This window comes from Frigoribacterium sp. CFBP 8751, from assembly GCF_014841545.1.
In the GTDB taxonomy this organism is placed as follows: domain Bacteria; phylum Actinomycetota; class Actinomycetes; order Actinomycetales; family Microbacteriaceae; genus Frigoribacterium.
Genome location: NZ_JACYUB010000001.1, coordinates 37,378 through 56,991, shown reverse-complemented (window position 1 = coordinate 56,991; position 19,614 = coordinate 37,378). Strand labels below are relative to the sequence as shown.

The 19,614-nt window shown below is 71.8% G+C and carries 26 protein-coding genes and 1 tRNA gene; 19 read left to right on the top strand and 8 right to left on the bottom strand.

Annotated features, from left to right (window positions below):
* Window positions 1-126 precede the first annotated feature (126 nt).
* Window positions 127-705, top strand: coding sequence for a molybdopterin-dependent oxidoreductase (locus IFT88_RS00315; protein WP_192118257.1), 579 nt, complete (start codon window positions 127-129; stop codon window positions 703-705).
* Entirely contained in the window at window positions 702-1,676 is a 975-nt protein-coding gene (locus IFT88_RS00310) for an oxidoreductase (protein ID WP_342212012.1), read from the top strand. The genes IFT88_RS00315 and IFT88_RS00310 overlap by 4 nt, the downstream gene beginning before the upstream one ends.
* 206 nt (window positions 1,677-1,882) lie before the next feature.
* Here IFT88_RS00310 and IFT88_RS00305 read toward each other — a convergent pair whose 3' ends face one another.
* A complete protein-coding gene (locus tag IFT88_RS00305) occupies window positions 1,883-2,560 on the bottom strand; it encodes an SDR family NAD(P)-dependent oxidoreductase (protein WP_192118255.1) in 678 nt (225 codons plus the stop codon).
* A gap of 179 nt (window positions 2,561-2,739) precedes the next feature.
* Between IFT88_RS00305 and IFT88_RS00300 the strand changes: the two genes are divergently transcribed.
* Window positions 2,740-3,201 carry a DUF3817 domain-containing protein gene (locus IFT88_RS00300; protein WP_056227834.1) on the top strand — a complete coding sequence of 154 codons (462 nt, stop codon included), beginning with the start codon at window positions 2,740-2,742 and terminating at the stop codon, window positions 3,199-3,201.
* 81 nt (window positions 3,202-3,282) lie between these two features.
* Window positions 3,283-4,128: a tryptophan-rich sensory protein gene (locus IFT88_RS00295; protein ID WP_192118254.1), complete on the top strand. Its 846-nt coding sequence runs from the start codon at window positions 3,283-3,285 to the stop codon at window positions 4,126-4,128.
* 163 nt (window positions 4,129-4,291) lie between these two features.
* On the opposite strand, the gene IFT88_RS00290 is transcribed toward IFT88_RS00295, so the two are convergent.
* Window positions 4,292-5,329 (bottom strand): aldo/keto reductase, encoded by a 1,038-nt coding sequence (locus tag IFT88_RS00290; RefSeq protein WP_192118252.1) that lies wholly within the window; start codon window positions 5,327-5,329, stop codon window positions 4,292-4,294.
* Between the two features lie 176 nt (window positions 5,330-5,505).
* Between IFT88_RS00290 and IFT88_RS17510 the strand changes: the two genes are divergently transcribed.
* A complete protein-coding gene (locus tag IFT88_RS17510) occupies window positions 5,506-6,630 on the top strand; it encodes a helix-turn-helix domain-containing protein (RefSeq protein WP_192118250.1) in 1,125 nt (374 codons plus the stop codon).
* A gap of 298 nt (window positions 6,631-6,928) precedes the next feature.
* Here IFT88_RS17510 and dcd read toward each other — a convergent pair whose 3' ends face one another.
* A complete protein-coding gene (gene dcd, locus IFT88_RS00280; protein WP_192118248.1) occupies window positions 6,929-7,516 on the bottom strand; it encodes a dCTP deaminase in 588 nt (195 codons plus the stop codon).
* Between the two features lie 49 nt (window positions 7,517-7,565).
* On the opposite strand from dcd, the gene IFT88_RS00275 reads away from it, so the two are divergent.
* A complete protein-coding gene (locus IFT88_RS00275; RefSeq protein ID WP_192118246.1) occupies window positions 7,566-8,546 on the top strand; it encodes an NAD(P)H-quinone oxidoreductase in 981 nt (326 codons plus the stop codon).
* A gap of 53 nt (window positions 8,547-8,599) precedes the next feature.
* Here IFT88_RS00275 and IFT88_RS00270 read toward each other — a convergent pair whose 3' ends face one another.
* From IFT88_RS00270 to IFT88_RS00250, 5 genes are read right to left on the bottom strand one after another with little or no spacing between them, the layout of a single operon-like run.
* A complete protein-coding gene (locus tag IFT88_RS00270; RefSeq protein WP_192118244.1) occupies window positions 8,600-9,205 on the bottom strand; it encodes a hypothetical protein in 606 nt (201 codons plus the stop codon).
* On the bottom strand, window positions 9,202-9,792 hold the full coding sequence (locus tag IFT88_RS00265; protein ID WP_192118242.1) for a hypothetical protein: 591 nt from the start codon (window positions 9,790-9,792) through the stop codon (window positions 9,202-9,204). Before IFT88_RS00265 ends, IFT88_RS00270 begins: the two co-directional genes overlap by 4 nt.
* On the bottom strand, window positions 9,789-10,196 hold the full coding sequence (locus tag IFT88_RS00260; protein ID WP_043593864.1) for a hypothetical protein: 408 nt from the start codon (window positions 10,194-10,196) through the stop codon (window positions 9,789-9,791). Before IFT88_RS00260 ends, IFT88_RS00265 begins: the two co-directional genes overlap by 4 nt.
* On the bottom strand, window positions 10,193-10,384 hold the full coding sequence (locus IFT88_RS00255) for a DUF2273 domain-containing protein (protein ID WP_043593866.1): 192 nt from the start codon (window positions 10,382-10,384) through the stop codon (window positions 10,193-10,195). The genes IFT88_RS00260 and IFT88_RS00255 overlap by 4 nt, the downstream gene beginning before the upstream one ends.
* Window positions 10,381-10,860, bottom strand: coding sequence for an Asp23/Gls24 family envelope stress response protein (locus IFT88_RS00250; RefSeq protein ID WP_192118239.1), 480 nt, complete (start codon window positions 10,858-10,860; stop codon window positions 10,381-10,383). The genes IFT88_RS00255 and IFT88_RS00250 overlap by 4 nt, the downstream gene beginning before the upstream one ends.
* 262 nt (window positions 10,861-11,122) lie before the next feature.
* Between IFT88_RS00250 and IFT88_RS00245 the strand changes: the two genes are divergently transcribed.
* The 13 genes from IFT88_RS00245 (at window position 11,123) to IFT88_RS00185 (ending at window position 19,581) form a co-directional block, all read left to right on the top strand.
* Complete coding sequence (locus IFT88_RS00245; RefSeq protein ID WP_056044391.1) at window positions 11,123-11,677, top strand: RNA polymerase sigma factor; 555 nt, start codon at window positions 11,123-11,125, stop codon at window positions 11,675-11,677.
* Window positions 11,674-12,411, top strand: a complete 738-nt coding sequence (locus IFT88_RS00240) for an Asp23/Gls24 family envelope stress response protein (protein ID WP_192118237.1) — start codon at window positions 11,674-11,676, stop codon at window positions 12,409-12,411. Before IFT88_RS00245 ends, IFT88_RS00240 begins: the two co-directional genes overlap by 4 nt.
* Complete coding sequence (locus tag IFT88_RS00235) at window positions 12,408-12,920, top strand: hypothetical protein (RefSeq protein WP_192118235.1); 513 nt, start codon at window positions 12,408-12,410, stop codon at window positions 12,918-12,920. Before IFT88_RS00240 ends, IFT88_RS00235 begins: the two co-directional genes overlap by 4 nt.
* A 98-nt stretch (window positions 12,921-13,018) precedes the next feature.
* A tRNA-Gly gene (locus tag IFT88_RS00230) sits at window positions 13,019-13,092 on the top strand.
* 37 nt (window positions 13,093-13,129) lie between these two features.
* Window positions 13,130-13,504: a PH domain-containing protein gene (locus IFT88_RS00225; protein ID WP_192118233.1), complete on the top strand. Its 375-nt coding sequence runs from the start codon at window positions 13,130-13,132 to the stop codon at window positions 13,502-13,504.
* 315 nt (window positions 13,505-13,819) lie between these two features.
* Window positions 13,820-14,953, top strand: coding sequence for a DUF6177 family protein (locus tag IFT88_RS00220; protein ID WP_192118231.1), 1,134 nt, complete (start codon window positions 13,820-13,822; stop codon window positions 14,951-14,953).
* Complete coding sequence (locus IFT88_RS00215; protein WP_192118229.1) at window positions 14,943-15,350, top strand: hypothetical protein; 408 nt, start codon at window positions 14,943-14,945, stop codon at window positions 15,348-15,350. Before IFT88_RS00220 ends, IFT88_RS00215 begins: the two co-directional genes overlap by 11 nt.
* Window positions 15,347-15,739, top strand: a complete 393-nt coding sequence (locus IFT88_RS00210; protein ID WP_192118227.1) for a DUF6507 family protein — start codon at window positions 15,347-15,349, stop codon at window positions 15,737-15,739. The genes IFT88_RS00215 and IFT88_RS00210 overlap by 4 nt, the downstream gene beginning before the upstream one ends.
* A complete protein-coding gene (locus tag IFT88_RS00205) occupies window positions 15,736-17,928 on the top strand; it encodes a TNT domain-containing protein (RefSeq protein ID WP_192118225.1) in 2,193 nt (730 codons plus the stop codon). The genes IFT88_RS00210 and IFT88_RS00205 overlap by 4 nt, the downstream gene beginning before the upstream one ends.
* Complete coding sequence (locus IFT88_RS00200) at window positions 17,925-18,224, top strand: hypothetical protein (RefSeq protein WP_159828178.1); 300 nt, start codon at window positions 17,925-17,927, stop codon at window positions 18,222-18,224. The genes IFT88_RS00205 and IFT88_RS00200 overlap by 4 nt, the downstream gene beginning before the upstream one ends.
* A 118-nt stretch (window positions 18,225-18,342) precedes the next feature.
* Window positions 18,343-18,678, top strand: coding sequence for a hypothetical protein (locus IFT88_RS00195; RefSeq protein ID WP_159828175.1), 336 nt, complete (start codon window positions 18,343-18,345; stop codon window positions 18,676-18,678).
* 1 nt (window position 18,679) lies between these two features.
* The gene (locus tag IFT88_RS00190) at window positions 18,680-19,273 is read left to right on the top strand and encodes a hypothetical protein (protein WP_192118217.1); all 594 of its coding nucleotides are present in this window, start codon (window positions 18,680-18,682) and stop codon (window positions 19,271-19,273) included.
* On the top strand, window positions 19,270-19,581 hold the full coding sequence (locus IFT88_RS00185; protein WP_192118215.1) for a hypothetical protein: 312 nt from the start codon (window positions 19,270-19,272) through the stop codon (window positions 19,579-19,581). Before IFT88_RS00190 ends, IFT88_RS00185 begins: the two co-directional genes overlap by 4 nt.
* Window positions 19,582-19,614: the final 33 nt, after the last annotated feature.

Here is a 19,614-nt window from a genome sequence, read left to right as displayed (position 1 = left end):
CGCGGACGCAGCCTCGGGGCCCGGCACCGTCGAGGGTCGTGCGTAGGCTGACGGGCGTGGGACGCACCCGCGACGGGTGCACGTCTCACCGACCGACGACCCCGCTCCACCCCGAGGAGGCGCACCATGGCAGGATTCACCGGCTTCGGCAGGCGGCGCGCGGCCGACCCGCGACTGCCCCCGGGGCAGTACCTCGAGAGCGGGTTCCCGGTCCTGTCGGCCGGCCCCACGCCGAACATCAAGCGGTGGGAGCTCCAGGTCGCGACCGAGACCGGGCACCGCTCGCTCAGCTGGGCCGACTTCCAGGCGCTTCCGCACGAGGCGATCGAGACCGACATCCACTGCGTCACGAGCTGGTCGAAGCTCGGCACGCACTGGCGCGGCGTCTCGCTCGACACCCTCTTCGACGGCCTCGAGACCACGCACGAGTTCGCGATGGCGACCAGCCACGGCGGGTACACGACCAACCTGCCGCTCAGCGAGCTGCTCGGGGGCAAGGCCTGGGTGGTCGACACCTACGAGGGGCAGCCGTTGCACGCCGAGCACGGCGGGCCCGCGCGCCTCTTCGTGCCCGGGCTCTACTTCTGGAAGAGCGCCAAGTGGCTGCAGGGCATCCAGACCATGGCCACCGACCGCCGCGGCTTCTGGGAGAGCATGGGCTACCACCCGCACGGCGACCCGTGGAAGGAAGAACGGTACGCGTGAGCGAGTCCGTCGCCGGGGCCGGTGAGGCCGGGGTCGCCGGGGCTGTTGGGGTCGGCGGGGCCGCCGGGGTCGGTCCCTCGGGCGATCCGTACGCCTGGCTGCCCGCCACGATCGTCTCGTCGATCGCGCGGACGTCGCGGGCCCGGTCGTTGACCCTGGCGGTTCCTGGCCTCCGCCCCGCGCGAGCCGGCCAGCACGTCGACCTGCGGCTCACCGCCGATGACGGTTACACGGCCGTCCGGTCGTATTCGCTGAGCGACGTCCGGGCGTCCGGGGCCTCCGATGTCGACGGTGACGGCGCCGATCCGGCGGCCAGCGGCGCGCGAGGCGGAGGAGGCGCGGGCCCGGTCCCGCAGATCGAGGTCACCGTCGAGCGTCTCGACGACGGCGAGGTCTCGCCCTACCTCGTCGACGCGGCCGAGCCGGGCGACCCGATCGAGGTGCGCGGCCCGATCGGGGGCTGGTTCGTCTGGCCGCCGACCGAGTTCGACCCCGAATCGGCCGTGCACGCGGTGCTGCCCGAGCCCGAGGGAGCGACCCCGCCGACGTCGGCCCCCGTGCAGTTGGTCGGCGGGGGGTCGGGCGTCGCACCTCTCATGGCGATGGTGCGGGCACGAGGCCGGGACGCACCCCCGATGCGGCTGCTCGCCTCGGTCCGCGACCCGGGTTCGCGGTGGTTCGTGGCGGAGCTCGACGAGGCCGCGCGCGCCTCCTCGGGTCGCGACGCGACCGGGCCTCGCGCGCCCCTCGTCGTCGACTGGGTCTACAGCCGCACGGCTCCCGAGGGGCACGACAGGCGGGCCGGCCGACTCACGCGCGACGAACTCGAGCGGTCGGTGCTGCCCGCGTCCGAGCACCCACTCGTCTACGTCTGCGGAGCGAACTCGTTCGTGGCGGTCGTCGCCGGGTGGCTGGTCGAGCTCGGGCACGCCCCGACCCGCGTCCGGACCGAGCGCTTCGGCGGCGTCTGAGCCGGCCCCCGCCGACCCGGGCCCCGCCCGCGCCCGCACCCCCGCCGTTGCCCGCACCCACGCTCGGGTGTGCCGATGCGGTCCGTACCTGATCAGCGAAGAACCCCGTTCCGAACGATGAACCCAGAAGAAAGCGGGTGCATCGTTCGGAACGGGGTTCATGGCCGTCCGGCGGAGGTGCCAGCCCTCCGCCCGAGCGCCGGACCTCAGGCGGGCGTGCCCTTCTCGGGCGCGGTGGTGCGGAACTCGCCGCGCGTGACGTGCTGCTGCCAGAGCAGCTCGGCCAGCGCCTCCGGGCTCTTGTCGCTGCTCTCGGGCTCGATGCCGCCGGGGATGATCAACTGACCGACGTGGATGCCCTCGCCGGCGAGCTCGTCGTGGAGCAGCTGTGCGTAGGCGGTCAGCCCCGCGAAGGCGATGGACGTGCCGGTGACCTTCGCGCCGGGCGTGACGGCCGAGCCGCCGTTGACGAAGAGGATGGTGCCACCGCCGTCGGGCAGGAACCGCATGCCGGGCAGCACCTGGTGCACAGCCGCGACCGGCCCGTAGATCGAGAACTCGACCGGGCCGACGAGGTCGGCGGGCATGGTCTCGAGCACCGGGCGCATGAAGTCCTTCTGCGGCAGCGGGCTGTACTGCATCACCTGGATGGGCCCGAGCTGCTCGGTCGCCTGCTCGAGCGCGGCCGCGATGCTCGCCGGGTCGCGCACGTCGGCGGTGAAGCCCTGCGCGGTGACGCCGTCGGCCTCGAGCTCGGCCGCGAGGGCGTCGAGCCGGCCCTGGTGCCGCGAGATCAGCGCGACGCTGAAGCCCTCCGCGCCGAATCGTCGGGCCACGGCAGCGCCGAGCCCCTTGCCTGCTCCGATGATCGCGAGTGTCGTCATGCAGCCCATCCAACCGAGGAGGTGCGGGCCGGCACCCAGCCAGAGGGGTACGGAGGCCGCGTGGTCGCCTCGCCCCGCGCCTCCTCGTCCTCGTCGGTCGCCGCTCGGACGGCCACCGTCCAGCCGCGGGCTGCGACCATGGGGGTCGTACCCCGTCGGCCCCTCACCAGGAGCAGCTCGTGTCGCCTCGCACCCTCTTCCGTTCGTTCGCCGTCGCCGAGGTGGTGACCTGGTCGCTGCTGATCGTGGGCATGATCCTCAAGTACGCGGTGGGCGTCGGCGACTGGCCGGTCAGCGTGGCGGGGCCGATCCACGGCTTCGTGTTCCTCGCGTACCTCGTGGCAGGGGTCGTCGTCGCGGTGAACCAGCGCTGGTCGGGTGGTGTGACCCTGGCCGCCCTCGCCAGCGCCGTGGTGCCGTTCGCCTCCCTGCCCGTCGAGCGCTGGATCGACCGCCGCGGCCTCCTCGCCGGTGCCTGGCGCCGCACGGCGACCGACGACCCGCGCGACCGACGTCCCCTCGACCGCCTGTTGCGCTGGATGCTCGGGCACCTCGTCCTCGCCCTCGTGCTGCTGGTCGTCGCGGTGGTCGTCGTCTTCGTGGTGCTGCTGATCGCGGGGCCGCCCGTGCCGGTGGGCTGACCGCCCGCCCGCACCGCGCCTCCCTGACAATCCTCTTAGCAACTAAGAGATCGGGAGGCGGGCGCGACTAGCGTCCCCCTCATGACCACGGACACCAGCACCCGAGCCCCCGCCGACCCCGCGACGTCGCGTGACGTCGTCCGCCAGATCGTCGTGGTCGTCACCGCGGTCCTCGCGATCGTGCTGGCCGCTTACGGATCGGGCGCGTTCGGCGGCGTCTCGGTGTCCGACGCGGCCGGCGGTGCCCTCAGCGCGACCGCCACGACGGTCGCCCCGGCGACCACGGCCTTCAGCATCTGGAGCGTCATCTACCTCGGCCTCGTCGCGTACGCGATCTACCAGGCCCTCCCGGGCCAGCGCGCCGTCACCCGGCACCGTCGCCTGGGCTACTGGGTCGCGGCCTCGCTGTTGCTCAACGCGGCGTGGCTGTTCGCCGCCGTCCAGCTCGGCAGCGTCTGGCTGGGCGCCGTCGTGATCGTCGCGCTGCTCCTCGTGCTCGCGCGCATCTTCGTGATCCTGTTCCACACCGCGTCGAGCGGATGGGTCGACGCGGTCGTCACCGACGGCACGCTCGGCCTCTACCTCGGGTGGGTGAGCGTCGCGACCGTCGCCAACATCGCCGCCGGCCTGGTCGACGCGGGCTTCGACGGCTTCGGTTTCGCGGCCGGGTTCTGGTCGTCGGTGGTGCTCGGCGTGGCCGCTCTCGTCGGCGTCGTGCTGGCCTTCGCCGGCCGCGGCCGCATCGCTCCGGCCCTGTCGCTGTCGTGGGGACTCGCCTGGATCGCGGTCGGCCGCCTGACCGGCGAACCCGAGAACGTCGTCGCCGGGGTGGCCGCGATCGTCGCCGCCGCCGTCGTGCTGGTCGTCACGATCGCCGTGCGGGCCGCACGCGGCCGGGTCGGCGCCACCACCTCGCTGCACCGCTGAGCCCCCGTCCGCCAGGCTGACCTGCTCGGTCACGCGTGCCGCCGCACCGCACCGCGAGATGGTCACGACGCCAGGGGAAGACCTGGCGCCGTGACCATCTCCTGGCGTCGTGTGGGGTCTGCAGGAGGCGCGGTGCCCGCAGGAGGCGCACCGCACCTCCTGGTCAGCGGCCGCCGGTGATCTTGCGGTCGCGCTGGGCGACCCCTGCCGTGCCGTAGGGGTAGTCGTCGACCCGGGGTGCGCTCGCCGAGGTGAGGCGGGTGACCTCGTCGTCGGTGAGGGCCGCGGCCAGCGCCGACGAACCCAGGTTGTCGTCGAGCTGCTCGACCGTGCGGGCGCCGAGGATCACCGAGGTGACCGCGGGCTGACGCAGCAACCAGGCCAGCGCGACCTGCGAGGCCGAGGCGTCGTGCGCCGAGGCGATCGAGGTGACCGCGTCGAGGACGGTCCAGGTGCGCTCGTCCGCGTTGCGCGCCTCCCAGGCCTCCATGCCGCGTTTCGGGTCCTCGCCGAGGCGGGTGGCCCCGGTGGGCGCCTGGTCGCGGACGTACTTGCCGCTCAACCAGCCGCCGGCCAGCGGCGACCAGGGCAGCAGCCCGATGCCGGCGTCGAGCGAGGCCGGGACGACCTCGTGCTCGATGTCGCGGACGAGCAGGTTGTACTGCGGCTGCAGCGTGACGGGCGGGGCGAACCCGAGGGCCTCGGCGCGGCCGACGGCCTTCGTCACCTGCCACCCGAGGTAGTTCGAGAAGCCGTAGTAGCCGATCTTGCCCGCGCTGATCGCGTCGTCGAGGAACCGCAGCGTCTCGTCGATCGGGGTCAGGTGGTCCCAGGCGTGCATCTGGTAGAGGTCGACGTGCTCCACGCCGAGCCGGGTCAGCGAGGCGTCGAGGGCCTTCGCGAGGTGACGACGCGACAGGCCGACGTCGTTGGGCCCGTCGCCCATGGGGAAGCGTCCCTTGGTCGCGAGCACCACCTGGTCGGCGTCGGTGGGGTGGCTCGCCAGCCAGCGGCCGATGATGGTCTCGCTGGTGCCGGCGCTGTAGACGTCGGCGGTGTCGACGAGCGTGCCGCCTCCGGCCACGAAGGCGTCGAGGATGGCGTGCGAGGTCGGTTCGTCGGCTTCGGCGCCGAAGGTCATGGTGCCGAGTGTCAGCTCCGACACCGAGGCTCCACTGTTTCCGAGGGTTCTGTAGTCCATGACCCGACGCTACGCGGACTGCGACCGCACCCGACCGGGCGGTGCCCTGCCCCAGGATGCGGCGCGCGTCCAGTTCGTCTGTTGGATACTCTCGGGTAGGCCACTCGGCACCGACGTCGGGAGGACCACCCGGGACCAACCACCCCGGATCACCGTCCCACCCGAGGGGAACGACCGTGACGTCCACACCGCAGGCGGCCTCACCAGTCGCCGGATCAGCTGCACTCCGCACCACGCCCACGCACACCGCGCCCGCGCACACCGCGCCCACGCACACCGCGCCCACCCGCGCCACCACCGACTCGACCGTGGCGCCCCCCAGGGCGCTGCCCGTCGAGGCGTTCGTCGACCCGCGGGTCCGCAGCGTCTCGACCTCGGATCGTGAGGTCGCCCACGCGCTGATCCGCAAGAACTACAAGATCACGCGACTCGAAGGTGAAGGCCCCGAGCCGTTCACCTACAGTCGCGCCGTGTCCGGCGAGACGCGGTTCGCGCTGTGTCGCTTCGAGTACCGGCGTGGCCGGCTGCTGACCGAGAGCGAGCCCGCCGGGTTCCTCGTGGCCGGCGGAGTGATGGCGGGCCGGCTGTCGCTGCGCACCCGCGACCACGAGATCCGCGTCGACCCCGGTGCCCCCTTCGCCTTTCCCTCGCACGAGGCGAAGGTCATGGAGTCGTTCGACCTCGTGCTCGGTCAGGTGCTGCTCGACCGCGCTGCCGTCGAGCGTGAGCTGGGCGCGATGCGGCTCGCCGCCCCGGGGGGCCTCCGGTCGACGGCCACCGAGGCGGTGTCCGCGGCGATGGCCCGCTACTGGTCCGAACTCGTGGTCCACGTCCACGAGAACGTGATCCGCAACGACGCGGCGATGGCGAGCTCCCTGGTGCGGGGCTCGGCGTTCCGGTCGCTCGTCGCGGCCTACCTCGAGACGTTCGAGACGAACGTCGTCGGCGTGGGCGGCGACGACGGTGTCACGCCCCTCCCGTCGACCGTGCGTCGGGCTCGCGACTACATCGAGCAGCACGCGCACGACGACATCGGCGTCGTCGAGATCGCCGAGGCGGCTCGGGTGACCCCCCGCGCCCTGCAGCTGGCGTTCCGTCGCCACCTCGACTCGACGCCCATGGCCGAACTGCGGCGGGCGCGGTTGCGCGGCGCGCACGGGGACCTCGTCATGGCCGATCCGACCCTCGGCCACACGGTCGCGGGCGTGGCGCTCAACTGGGGTTTCGCCCACGCGGGCCGCTTCGCGGCCCAGTACACGGCCGAGTTCGGGCGGTCACCCCGCGACACCCTCGAGGGGTGACGGGTGACTTTTCGCCACCGCTTCGCAACCTGAGCTTTCATTTCGTTTTTCGGACAATGCCGGGTTTGCCCGAGGAGCGGAGAGCCGCAGAATGAAATGGCCTCGCGGTGAAAGGTTCAGGACCGCGAGTCACAGCGCACGAGATCGACGTCGGGTTTCTCTCGTGTCGCCGGGGTGCGGAGGGAGTCGGGTTCCTTCCGCACCCCCTTCCCATGTGTGGGGCGGGCGTCCGTCGGGGAAGCGACCCGCGCCTCCTGCGTTCTCGACGAGCGAGGCACGAGGCACGAGCCCGTGGCGGTCAGTCGCGCGCGGAGACGTCCGTGTGCACGAAGCCCCGGAACGACCGGCTGGCGGTCGGGCCGCGCTGGCCCTGGTAGCGCGAGCCGTACTCGGACGAACCGTAGGGGTGCTCGGCGGGCGAGCTGAGCTTGAAGAAGCAGAGCTGGCCGATCTTCATGCCGGGCCAGAGCTTGATCGGCAGGGTCGCGACGTTCGACAGCTCGAGCGTGACGTGTCCGCCGAAGCCGGGGTCGATGAAGCCGGCGGTCGAGTGCGTCAGCAGGCCGAGGCGCCCGAGCGAGCTCTTGCCCTCGAGACGGGCCGCGACGTCGTCGGGCAGGGTCACGAACTCGTAGGTGCTGCCCAGCACGAACTCGCCCGGGTGCAGGATGAACGGCTCGTTGGCCTTCGCCTCGACCAGGCGGGTCAGCTCGGGCTGTTCGTCGGCCGGGTCGATGAACGGGTACTTGTGGTTGTCGAAGAGACGGAAGAACCGGTCGAGCCGCACGTCGATGCTCGACGGCTGGATCAGCGTCGGGTCGTAGGGGTCGAGGCCGATTCGCCCGGCGTCGAGTTCGAGCTTGATGTCGCGGTCGGAGAGCAGCACGCGACAAGACTAGTCAGCGCGTGCCGGGCAGCGGGGGGAGGATGGACGCATGCGTGCCATCACCGTCCCCGTGCCCGGAGGGCCCTCCGCCCTCGTCGTCTCCGAGGTGGCCGAACCGGTGCCCGGCCCCCGCGAGGTCGTGATCGACGTCGCCGCCGCGGGCGTCAACCGCGCCGACGTCAACCAGCGTGAGGGGCACTACCCGTCGCCCGCCGGGGCGCCGTCCTGGCCCGGTCTCGAGGTCAGCGGCACCGTCGTCTCGATCGGCGAGCACGTCACGGCGGTGGCCGTCGGCGACTACGTCGTCGCCCTGCTGCCGGGCGGTGGCTACGCCGACCGCGTGCAGGTCGACGAGGGGCTCGTGCTGCCCCTGCCCCGAGGCGTCGACCTCGTCGAGGCGGCCGGCCTGCCCGAGGCCGTCGCCACCGTCTGGTCGAACGTGTTCATGAGCGCCGGGCTGAAGCCGGGTGAGACCCTGCTCGTGCACGGCGGCGCCAGCGGCGTCGGCTCGATCGCCATCCAGATGGCCGTGGCGCTCGGCTCGACCGTCTACGCCACCGCCGGGTCGGCCGACAAGACGTCGTTCTGCGAACAGCTCGGCGCCACCCGCGGCATCGACTACAAGACCGAGGACTTCGTCGCGGTCGTCGACGAGCTCACCGAGGGCCGCGGCGTCGACGTCGTGCTCGACCTGGTCGGCGGCGACTACATCGCCCGCGACGTCGAGGCGCTCGCCGTGAACGGCCGCGTCATGGTGATCGCGGTGCAGGGCGGTGCGTCGGCCACGATCGACCTGTCGCGCCTGATGGCGAAGCGCGGACGGGTCTGGGCGACCACGCTGCGCGCCCGCCCGCTCGACGAACGCCGCGCGATCATGGCCGAGGTGCGCGAGCACGTCTGGCCGCTGGTCGAGGCCGGCTCCGTGCGGCCGGTGCTCGACAGCGTCTACCCGCTCGAGTTCGTCGCCACGGCCCACAAGCGCATGGAGTCCGGCGGTCACAGCGGCAAGATCCTGCTCGCCGTCCGCTGACGCCCGGCCCGACCGAGGAGGCGCGGGTCGCCTGACCGAGGAGGCGCGGGTCGTCAGGACACGCGGCTGTCGGCTCCCTTGCGCACCACCGAGGCCCCGGTGATCTCGACGAGCACGGGGACGGTCTCGCCCAGCACGCGGTCGAGCCCGCGGGCGACGTCGGACGCCGCGGCGACCACGGGGGCCGGGGACGACCCCGCCGTCAGGCGCACGCGCACCTTGAGGGCCGGTCGGCCCGTGACCGTCCACGCCGAGACGCCGACCGCGGCCACGTCGCGTCGGTCGCGAAGTGCGTCGGTGATCGCGGTGTCGGCGAACGAGCTCGACACGGCGATCGAGCCGGCCGGGTCGTCGTGGACGACCACGCTGTCGGTGCGACCGTGCCCGTGGGTGAAGATCGCGACGACGAAGACGATCACCAGCAGCAGGCAGAGCAGGGCGAGGGCCAGCGGCAGCCAGCTGCCGCCCGTCCCGCCGGTCGGGTCGATCGGCGTCGTCGCCACGGCGTCGTCGACGGCCGACGACGCGGGCGACAGCAGGTCGCGCAGCACGCCGCCGCCGGGCAGGGCGACGATCGCGAGGAACACGCCGACGGCCAGGGTGACGAGCCCGACGACGAACAGGAAGAGGCGGTTCGCGAACCGGTTGCTGGAGGTCATGCGCCGAGCCGTCCCTGATCGGTGGTGCGGACCCGGGCCGACAGGGCCGGGCGGTAGGCGACGGACTCGAGCTCGGCACGGGAAGCGGCTTCGACCGCGCCGTCGTCGACCGCGAGGCCCGAGGAGGGCGTGAGGTCGATCTGCGCCCGGCGCCTCGAGACCCAGGCCGAGACCTGCTGCTCGGACAGACGACCCGACGTCCGGGCGGTCCGGGCGAGGGACGACGCGATGACGCGGTCGTCGACCACGACCGCCACGCGGTCGTCGTCGATGGTGTGGCGTCCGCGACGGCCGGCCGTCACGGCGAGGCCGATCAGGACGAGACCCACGATCGCCGCGACGACACCCGCGCCGAGCACGAGGCCCGAGGTGCCGCCGCCGTCGACGGACGAGGTCAGCATCGCGAGGACGTCGACCGGGGAGAAGAGCAGAGCCGGTCGCCCGAGCGCGGCGTAGACGGCCTCGACGCCGACGTACCCGACGGCGAGTGTCAGCAGCACGAGCACGACGATGGTGCTGCCCGAGCGGGAGGAGTGCAGCTCGCGCCGTAGGACGCGGCGGTACAGGCCGGGGTCGATCCCGCTCACGAGGTGTGCCCCGTCCGCTCGAGACGGCTGCCGCTCACCGTCACGTCGACGCGGGACACGGTCCGCCCCGCGAGGTCGGCGACCCGGCGGGTCAGGGTGGACTGCAGGTCCCGCACGACGGCGACGACCCCGCCCTCGGGCATCGTCATGGCCTCGGAGAGCATGGGCACCCGCACCGGCGTCGAGACGCGCAGGGCGAGGCGCCCGGCATCGTCCGCCGCCTCGACGCGGACGTCGGCCCGACGGACGCGCAGGGTCTCGGCGACGACGGCCGTGGCCACCTTCTGCAACACCTTGCCGGGGATGCTGACGTGCCCGGCGACGACGGGGTCCGTGCGGCGGACGTCGTCGGAGACGGCCGGCGTGCGCTCGACGGCGGAGGAGGCGGTGGTGGCGGCGGTCATGACGACGAACGCCGTCCGCGCAGGGCGTCGAGCAGGCCCTTGACGTCGGTCTTGCCCGAGATCACGCGTCCGACGAGCGCCCCGACCGCGATGAAGACCGCGACGAGGACGAGACCCCAGAAGCCGAAGGCCAGGGCCGAGACGGCGAGCACGGCGCCGACGGCCATGCCCGTGGTGGTGGCGGTCACGAGACGCGGCTCTCGCGGGTGGAGTCGGCGTCGGCGTCGTCACCGGGGATGTGGACGTCGTCGATCGCGACGTTCACCTCGGCGACTTCCATGCCCACGAGCTGCTCGATCGTCCGGGCCACGGCCGCGCGCACCTGCTCGGCGACCGTGTGCATCGGAGCCGGGTACTCGACGACGATCGTGACGTCGGCGGCGACCTGGGTCTCGCCCACCTCGACGCGCACGCCCTGACCGAGGTCGGTCGTGCCGATGACGTCTCGCAGGGCGCCGAACGCGCGAGCGGTGCCGCCACCGAGGGCGAAGACGCCGGGCACCTCGCGGGCGGCGATGCCGGCGACCTTGGCGACGACGCCGTCGGCCACGACCGTCCGGCCCGGCGTGGTGGTCGTGCTCGGGACGGTGCTGCCCGGGACCGTGCTGCTCGGGACGGTCCTGCCCGGGACCGTGCTGCGGGGGGCCTTGTCGGCGGGTGCCATGGGTGACTCCTTCTCGTCGTTCGAGGTGTTCGATGCGGGCCGTGTCGATGCCACCCTTCGGTCCTACCCGATGGGGGGTGCCGAGGGCGGACACCGACGCGCCGGAGAACCGGTACCGGTTCAGGTGGTTCCGGTGTATCCAGGGATGAGACGCGTTGCGGGGCCCGAACGTCACGGAACGCGTCGGTACTCATCCACGGGTCGTGACCCGCGCCTCCTCGTCCCGAGGGCCCGGGCGAACGCAGCAGCAGAGGAGGCGGACATGGCGGCGGACCTGACCGAGGCCACCGACGCCGTGCTCGCCTCGCGCGCCGCCGAGGGCGACGAGCGGGCCTTCGAGGTGCTGCTCCGACGCCATCTGGGGCTGATGACGGCGTACGCCACCCGACTGACCGGCTCACGAGCCGACGCGACCGACGCGGTGCAGGAGGCGTCCATCACGATCTGGCGCGAACTGCCGACCCTGCAGACGCCCGCCGCGGTCAAGGGCTGGATGATGCGCATCGTGTCGCGCAAGGCCTTCGACCTGATCCGGTCGCGCCGCCTCACCGACGACGTCGACGACCTCGAGCTGCCGGCGGCGACGCCCACGACCGATCCGGAACGCCGGGCGTCGTCGAACGACGCCATGGAGGCGCTGCGTGCGGCGCTCGCGCGGCTCCCGGCCAGCCAACGGCAGGTGTGGGCGCTGCGCGAGGTCGGTGGTGAGTCGTACACCGAGATCGCCGAACGGACCGGCACCACCGTGACCGCGGTCCGGGGGCAACTGGCCCGGGCCCGAGAGACCCTGACCCGCGAGATGGAGGCCTGGCGATGAGTGACCGTCCTCACGGCACCGACCACGCCCACGAAGACCCGACCCCGCCCGACGTGCCCGTCGACCTCGGCGAGGCCGTCGACCCGGGTGAATCCGTCGACCGGGGCGGGGCCATCGACCCGGGTGCGCCTGTCGATGCCGACCCGGCGCCCGACGAGGTCGTCGACGCTGCCGACGACGGGGTCTCGCCCGAGCGACTCGTCGACTACCTCGACGCCGGTCGGCAGCCCTACGACCCCGAGATCGAGGAGTCGCCCGAGGCCCGGGCCCAGCTCGCCGCCCTCGAACGCCTGCGGGCGATGGGGGCCCGACTGCTCGAGTCCGACGCCGAGGCGAGTCCCGCACCGGACCCGAGCTGGATCTCGGGCGTGATGGACCGCGTGCGCCTCGAGTCGCGGGCCGGACGGCAGATCCCACTCGCCTCGATCGACGAGCGTTCCACCCTGCACATCACCGAGGGCGCGGTGCGGGCACTCATCCGCGAGGCCGGCGACGGGGTCGACGGCGCCATGGTCATCTCGTGCACGATCCACGGCGACGTCAGCGTGCCCGGGGCGCTCGTCCGGGTCGAGGTCGTCGTCAGCGGCCTGTTCGGCGAACCCCTGCCCGCGCTCGCCGAGGCGGTCAAGTCGGCCGTGTCGTCGAGCCTGTCCCGTCAGACCGAACTGACCCTCGAGAGCGTGGACGTCGTCGTCGACGACGTCCACCTGCAGAGCGAAGGAGGCGCGGCATGAGCGACGAGGACGGCCTGCGGGCCCCGATCAGCCCGGCCGACCTGTCCCTGCTCGCCGCCGAGCTCGGCGAGATCGCGGCGTCGGTCGACGGCGTCGTGCACGTCCGGGCCCGGCCCGGATTCGGCAGCGTCGTCCGCTCGGCCCTGCAGGGGTTGAGCGCCGTCGTCGGTGGCGGAGGGGTCGTGGGTTCGACCGTCCAGAGCGACGCCTCGATCGCCGGAGCCACGTCGACCGCTCCCGGCGTCCCCGCCTCCGAGATCCCCGAGGCCGAGCGCGCCGACCCGGCCTCCGCCGAGGCCGCCGCCCCCGGCCGACCCGTGCCCCTCGTCGGAATCGCCGTGGCCGACCTCGAGACCCGCATCACCCTCGACATCGCGGTCGACGAGAGCGGCTCCGGCCCGCTCGTGGCCCGTGCGGTCGCCCAGGCGCTGCTCGACCGGGTGAGCGGGGAGCCCGTTCCGCCGGCATCGGTCGACCTGCGCATCGTCTCGGTCGCGACCGGGGCCTGAGCGCGCCTCCTGCCGGGGGGGCCGCACGCTCGGCAGGGCACAGGGAGCACGGGAGGCGCGGGCCGCTATAGTGGTCTGACGCGCCTCTGAGGCGCCGCGCGAGTGTAGTTCAATGGTAGAACTTCAGCTTCCCAAGCTGATAGCGCGGGTTCGATTCCCGTCACTCGCTCCAACTGTGCCTTCAGCACCTACTTCGGTAGGGTCGCCGCATGATTGACTTTTCCTCAAGCTCAGTTTTCAAATTGAGCCACATCGATCCCGCCGAGATCCAGCCGCAGATCGCGGGGCTGCTGCTCGAGGGCGAGGTCTTGCTCGTCGCGGCCAAGACAGTCCGAGATTTCGTCGTCTTCACGGACAAACGCATCATCGCGGTCAATGTCCAGGGCATCACGGGCAAGAAGCGGGACTTCAGCTCTCTTCCTTACTCGAAGGTGCAGGCCTTCTCTGTCGAGACAGCAGGAACTCTGGACCTCGACGCCGAACTCGAGTTGTGGTTCAGCGGTCTGGGCAAGGTCCGATTCGAATTCCGGGGGTCGTTCGACGTCACCTACCTCGGACGCCTCATCGCAAGCAAGATCCTCTGACGACGCGCTGGCCCCGACGCGATGGACGAAGGGGGCCAGGTCCGTCCACACATTGCGGCGCTCGAGAGCCGTGCGATGACGACGGGACTCCGTACGAGGAGATCTCCTTGGTGATTCCGCGTTCGCGCACAAACCAATGTTCAGCGCCCGCAGGGTGTGCGAAGGCTCGACGAAGTCACTCTGGGGGTGGCCGGGGAATCGCCCTAGGTGAGATGCGCGTTGGTCATCGGGGTACGCGCCCGTGGGGCGTTCGGCCGACGGCGGCCGGGAGCGCCGCCCGCGTACGATCGACGTCGACGCTACCGGGGGGAAGCCATGACCGACGATGCCACGACGACCGTCTCGTTGCTGCACCCGATGCTCGACACGCACGGGCCCGGCTGGGTCGAGTCGCGGTCGAGCAAGCCCGTCGTCGGGGTGTCCAGCGGCCTCTCGGCCCTGTTCGTCGACTGTGCCGGGCCGGGCACCCGCGTCGCCCTCGTCACCGATCCCGCATCGCGGCTCACGTACTCGCTGTTCCACCTGCTCGACGTGCTCGGCGGGGTCTGGCTGACCCGCGCCTCCGACGGTTCGCTGCGTCGGGCGGTCACGCTCGAGCCGGTGCGCTCACCGGCCCACGGCCTCGGGGTGACCGAGGACGGCTACCCGCTGCCGCAGGACGAGGCGCCGTCGTCGGTCCGGCTCGACGAGGGACGCACCGTCGACCCCGACGCCGTCCCGTGGACGCAGCTCGCCGTCGTCACCCACCACCGGGCGCGGGCCGAGGCCCGACTCGGCGGGACGCTCGAACGACTCGTCGAGGCGCTCGCGCCTGGAACGCGCACCCTGTGGGGGACGACCGAGCCGGCCACCACGGTCTGGGACCGGGACTTCTTCACGGCCGCCGCGCGCAGCCGCATGCCCTCCGAGACGCGGTTCCACGTGGCCGGCGGTGACGCCTCCGGGCCGAGGTACCGGGGCTGGGTGCGCATCGCGCGCAGCGACGACGGGGTGATCGAGGAGACCCGGATCGTCGTGACCGGAGCCGTCGCACCGGGCGTCGTCGCGGACGCGCTCGCCGACGTGGCCGGTCGACAGCAGGTCCTGCTCGCCACGGCGTGGTCAATGTCCGGTCGGGCCGACGGGACGGTGTCCGCCCACGACCGGGTGGCGCCGCAGCCGCTCGCCGCCGTCGTCGGGGCGCGGAGCGTCCGGGGCATGCAGCTGGACGTCGAGGGTCTCGTCCGCCGGGTGGGTGGACGGGTGCTCGGGTCGTCGCGGACGCCGTCGGTGCTCGTGTCGTTCCACGAGGGGCCGGCCGGTGACGCCGAGGTCGGTGCTGGTGCCGGTGCTGTCGACGGTGCCGCCGCCGCTGCCCGCTGGCACCGTTTCGCCGACGCGGTCGAGGTCGTCGGTGCCGACGACATCCTCGCTGCGATGACCCCGCCGGGGGTGCGCCGTGCCTCGTGAGTACACCGTGGTGACGCCCGAGCCCGTGACCGCCGTCGACGGTGCCCGTGCGGCCGCCGAGATCGACCCCTACCTCGGTCTGGGCAAGCTCTGGAACGGCGGCGGGCTGCAGATCGCGACCGACGACGGGCTCGTGCTGGCGATCGTGCGCAGCACCTACGTCGAGGACCCGGCCGACGCCTCCGTCCTGCTCGGGGTCGACGTCGAGGCGGGCAGCTGGCTGACCGAGGCGTATGCGCCGGGGACCGACCCGGTGTCGGACGCGGTGGTCCAGGCGCTCGTCCGCAACACCGGGGGGCGCGTCGTGGTCGAGGCGGTTCCGGGTGGGCCGAGGCCCGCGACGGCTGCGCCCGTGACGGCTGCGCCCGCGACGACCGACGAAGGGGCACGCTCTTGAGTTCGTGGTCGATCTCGCCCAGCGGGGTGCAGTCGGTCCTGGCCGACGTCCAGGTCTCGGCCGGTGACCTCGGCACCGCGGCCGGAGGCCTGGAGACCGGTCACGAAGAGCTGAGCGGCGGTGTCGGCGACCTCCTCGTGGGCGTGGCCAACGCGGTGCTGGGGCTGATCGAGTCCGAGGCGACGACCCTCACGTCGGTCGTGAACCGCATCGAGTCGTGCGGCACCGGTGCCGCCGAGGCGACCATCGCCTACGTCGCGGGCGACGAGGAGATGGCGGCGAACGCTCAATCCGCCGCCGTGACGGCGGCCGCCGAGGCACCCGCGCTGGCGAGCGAGCAGAGCGCCGCCGGCATCCCGCCCGTCTCGACCCCGGGGGTGCCCCGATGAGCCCCTCGCTGATCGTCCCCGGTGCGATCCCCGGCGTCACCATCGACCCGGCGGCGATCTCGACGTCCGCCGCCACCTTCCGCAGCACGGCGACCTCCATCGCCGAGAAGGGTGCGGGCGTCGTCACCTCCTGGTCCGGGCTGTCGGGCGTCTACGCGGCGCCCGAGGCCGAGCAGTTGTTCGTCGCCATGGACCCGGTCGGCACGAGCACGCAGACCCTCGGCGACACGTTCGGCCAGGTCGCGACGTTGCTCGACGACCTCGCCACGGCCGTCGCCGCGCCCGTCGCCCGGCTCAGGGAGCTCGTCACCGAGGCCGAGGCCTTCACCGCCGAGGTGTCCGGCGGCGTCACCTACAGCACCGAGAGCTACAACTCGTACATCTCGAGCGGGCCCGACGAGACCACGGTCGAGTGGTACGACCACATCCCCTCGCGCAACCGCAACGACGAGTTGCTCGGCGAGGTGAACGCCGAGGTCGCCAAGATCGACGCGGCCCGAGCCGAATGCGAGAACGGCATCAACGCGTTGCGCACCGACCCGATGTGCTTCCCCGAGCAGGTCGCGATCACGGCCGAGCAGCTCGACTCGATGAAGGACCTGCCTTACGGCGCGCCGGGCGACCCGCACAAGACCTGTTCCGAATCGATGGGCACGGGGCTCGGCATGTTCATCGCCGAGGCGGCCTACGGCGCCGGTGCCCTGGTGGGTTGGGACATCCAGGGCGGCACGGGCGTCACCAAGGAGTTCGGCCTCAAGGCCTGGGGCGGCCTGCTCCAGGGGCTCGGGGCCATCGCGATCACGAGTCCGGCGACGATCGCGCTGGCGTACGCACCTCCCGGCACGGTGCCGGCGGCCGCCCAGCCGGCCGTCGACTGGTACCGCACCACGATCGAGGGCGTCACGCAGGGCATCGTGGGCACGCCCGAGATGTACGACGAGGACCCGGTCGCGGCCGGCACCTACGCCACCCTCGGCGTGGCCTCGTTCTTCGTCCCGGTCGGAGGCGCAGCCGTCGGCGGGACGAAGGCGGCGACGGGCCTCGCACGGCTCGGCGGCGCTGCGGAACGAGCTGCGCTCCGTGCCCCCGAGGGATCCCTGTCGCGGATCGGCCTGACGCACGCGGGTCACGCCCTGAACGCCATGTCGGAGACCACGCGTCTGTTGACCGGAGGGCACGGCTCGGCCGGTCGTGGGCCGGACGCCGCGCCCTCGCGCTTCGACGAGCAGGTCGCCCGGCTCGACGACGTCGTCGGCGTCCGCGCCGACGGCCTCGCGCCGCCGCCCACCCGCGTCGACGGCCCCGACACGACGCCCGGGCCGGTCCGTGGTGACGACGCGTCCGCCCCTCCCGTCCGCGAGGACGCGTCGGCCCCGCCGGTCCGCGAGGACGCAGGAGGCGCGGGTCACGCCGACGACGCCCCCGCGGCCGACCAGCCCGGTCACGCCGACGGCGATGCCGGAACGGGTGGCTCGGGCGGCGGCCACGGCGACGGCCCTGCTCAGCCAGCCCCGGTCAAGGACGCCCCGACGGGTCCGATCACCGACGTCACGGGGACGAGGGACCTCACCCCGATCATCGACGCTAGCTCGATGACCCGTAACCAGTTGGCCGACTACCTGGACGTGAAGGACCCCAAGGCGGGTGCGGTGTTCCGGGACGAAGGCAAGTGGCCGGAAGACCAGCGGATTCCCGCTGATGCCAGCTTCCTCGGCGAGGACGGTCTCGTCGACTGGGAGGACATTCCCTACAAGGGCTTCGCGCTGAACGATAGCGGCGCGTCCATCATCGACGAGAACCCACACCTTCCGGCGGGCACTCTCCTGGATCGAGCGGGGTCACCGGATGGTGTCTTCGTTTCACCCGTTCCTCATGACGGGGTGCCCTACACGCATGAGCAGCGGGCCACACCTTGGGTGCGGGACGAGGGACTCGAACACGTCTACCGAACGACGGGGGACCTCGGGGACATCAGAGGCGCGTACGACCGTAGTTCTGCCCTCCGCAAAGAAATCTTCGATCGATCGATGATCAAGCACAAGATGACCTGGGATCGGATGCATGCTCGGCAGGGGCCTATTGCTCGTGCGTTCGGCTTGCCAGGCGGCGGAGAGCAGATTCTCCTACCCATGAGCGTCCAAGACTTGATGGACATTGGTCTCATCGAGGAAATCGGAAAGGCAACATGAGCGCGACTGATGTGAACGGACTCCGAGCAGAAGTGGAAGCGGCCGGTTTCGGTCATCTGAATTTTCTGATCGGTGACACGTCGTTACACCTCCCGGGCGCGCAGGTGATCGGGCAGATCGACGGGGTGTGGGTGACGTTCTTGCGCGACGAACGTGGTCTCGTCGAAGAGCTGACACTCGTCGAGCATCCGGATGAGCGCTCTGCCGTCACAGAGTTCATGTTCCAGTTACAGAACCTCGCCCGGTTGGAGGAACTGCGGGCCCTCCTCGATGCAGGCTTGGACCCCGATGACTGATTGCCGACCGCGAGGGTGTCGTGCCGACGCTTGACGAGACCCTGGCCGTCCTCAGGGATGAAGCCCTCCTTCGTTACGACCACGTCATCGACGGCGACTACACGGGGAGGAGCAACTCATGACGACGCTCCAAGAAACGGTCGCCACGATCGAGGCCGAGGGGCTCGACAGGTTCGCCTACGTGATCGGTGATGATCACGCCGGCTCGGCGGACGCCCTGGTCCTGACCCGACGGGACGGCGTCTGGACGTCCTTCTCGACCAATGAACGTGCCGGTGTCGAGGAGACCAGCGTTCGCACGTACGAGGAACTCTCCGACGCTCTGGACGACTTCCTGCGTCTCATGAGGCTGAGGGCCGACGAGGACGCACTCATGTCGCGCATCAGGGAGAAGAACAGGCTCGCCCACGAGACGTGGCAGGCGTCACGAGACGACCGACCGGGGAAGGCCTGACATGGCGACGATCGAATCGGTGCGCGTCGTCATGGCGGCAGAGGGACTCGATGACCTGGCGCACGTCCTCGTCGGTGACCACGCGAACAGGACGGACTGCCTCGTCGTCACCCGACGCGACGATGCCTGGGTGACCTTTTCCACCGACGAGCGTGCTGCGGTCGTCGACGAGAGCATGCGCACCTACCCGAGCGAGTCCGAGGCCCTGGAGGACTTCCTCGTCCTGCTCCGGCTGAAGAAGCTCCTCCGCGACCTGCAACGGGAGCGCGACCTCGAGCGCGTTGAGGGGGCGGCGATGAGCCTCGCGTCGTTGCCTGCGCAGATGGAGGCGGAGGACGTGAACCGCATTCGTGTCGCTCTCGGTGACGATTACCTCAGGCGCCCGGACTGTCTCGCCGTGGCGCGACGTGACGGCGTGTGGAGCACTTTCTACGTCGACGAACTAGCTGCCGTGGATGAACGGAGCCTGCACACGTTCCCCGACGAGGTCTCGGCCGTGGCCGACTTCCTCGACCGTCTGAGGTCCCAGCATCGCAAGCTCGAGATCCAGGACGAACTCCGTGACCGACGCCGACGAGCAGGAGAACCGTCATGACGATGGTCGCGCGCACCCTGGCCGCCCTCCGAACCCAGGTCGACGCCGGTGGACTCGGCCACCTGAACGCCGTAATCGGGGACGCGACGACGGGGAAGCCCTTCGCGCTCGTCCTCGCTCGACGGGACGAGGTGTGGAGCACCTACTTCCTCGACGAGCGAGGCCTCGTCGAGGAGCAGAGCATCCGCACCTACGACGACGTCGAGGCAGCCGCAGCCGACTTCCTCCGGTTGCTGGGCAACCTGGCCCGCATCGAAGAGATCGGCGCCGAGCTGGCCGCCCGACGGCAGGCACAGCGTCCTCAGTGATCTCTCGGCAGCGTTCAAGCTTGGTTTGAGGTA

Coding starts and splice junctions, on each gene's coding strand:
- IFT88_RS00315 (WP_192118257.1), top strand. CDS start 127: ATGGCAGGATTCACCGGCTTCGGCAGGCGGCGCGCGGCCGACCCGCGA.
- IFT88_RS00305 (WP_192118255.1), bottom strand. CDS start 2,560: ATGACGACACTCGCGATCATCGGAGCAGGCAAGGGGCTCGGCGCTGCC.
- IFT88_RS00295 (WP_192118254.1), top strand. CDS start 3,283: ATGACCACGGACACCAGCACCCGAGCCCCCGCCGACCCCGCGACGTCG.
- IFT88_RS00290 (WP_192118252.1), bottom strand. CDS start 5,329: ATGGACTACAGAACCCTCGGAAACAGTGGAGCCTCGGTGTCGGAGCTG.
- IFT88_RS00275 (WP_192118246.1), top strand. CDS start 7,566: ATGCGTGCCATCACCGTCCCCGTGCCCGGAGGGCCCTCCGCCCTCGTC.
- IFT88_RS00270 (WP_192118244.1), bottom strand. CDS start 9,205: ATGACCTCCAGCAACCGGTTCGCGAACCGCCTCTTCCTGTTCGTCGTC.
- IFT88_RS00260 (WP_043593864.1), bottom strand. CDS start 10,196: ATGACCGCCGCCACCACCGCCTCCTCCGCCGTCGAGCGCACGCCGGCC.
- IFT88_RS00250 (WP_192118239.1), bottom strand. CDS start 10,860: ATGGCACCCGCCGACAAGGCCCCCCGCAGCACGGTCCCGGGCAGGACC.
- IFT88_RS00245 (WP_056044391.1), top strand. CDS start 11,123: ATGGCGGCGGACCTGACCGAGGCCACCGACGCCGTGCTCGCCTCGCGC.
- IFT88_RS00240 (WP_192118237.1), top strand. CDS start 11,674: ATGAGTGACCGTCCTCACGGCACCGACCACGCCCACGAAGACCCGACC.
- IFT88_RS00235 (WP_192118235.1), top strand. CDS start 12,408: ATGAGCGACGAGGACGGCCTGCGGGCCCCGATCAGCCCGGCCGACCTG.
- IFT88_RS00225 (WP_192118233.1), top strand. CDS start 13,130: ATGATTGACTTTTCCTCAAGCTCAGTTTTCAAATTGAGCCACATCGAT.
- IFT88_RS00220 (WP_192118231.1), top strand. CDS start 13,820: ATGACCGACGATGCCACGACGACCGTCTCGTTGCTGCACCCGATGCTC.
- IFT88_RS00205 (WP_192118225.1), top strand. CDS start 15,736: ATGAGCCCCTCGCTGATCGTCCCCGGTGCGATCCCCGGCGTCACCATC.
- IFT88_RS00200 (WP_159828178.1), top strand. CDS start 17,925: ATGAGCGCGACTGATGTGAACGGACTCCGAGCAGAAGTGGAAGCGGCC.
- IFT88_RS00195 (WP_159828175.1), top strand. CDS start 18,343: ATGACGACGCTCCAAGAAACGGTCGCCACGATCGAGGCCGAGGGGCTC.
- IFT88_RS00190 (WP_192118217.1), top strand. CDS start 18,680: ATGGCGACGATCGAATCGGTGCGCGTCGTCATGGCGGCAGAGGGACTC.
- IFT88_RS00185 (WP_192118215.1), top strand. CDS start 19,270: ATGACGATGGTCGCGCGCACCCTGGCCGCCCTCCGAACCCAGGTCGAC.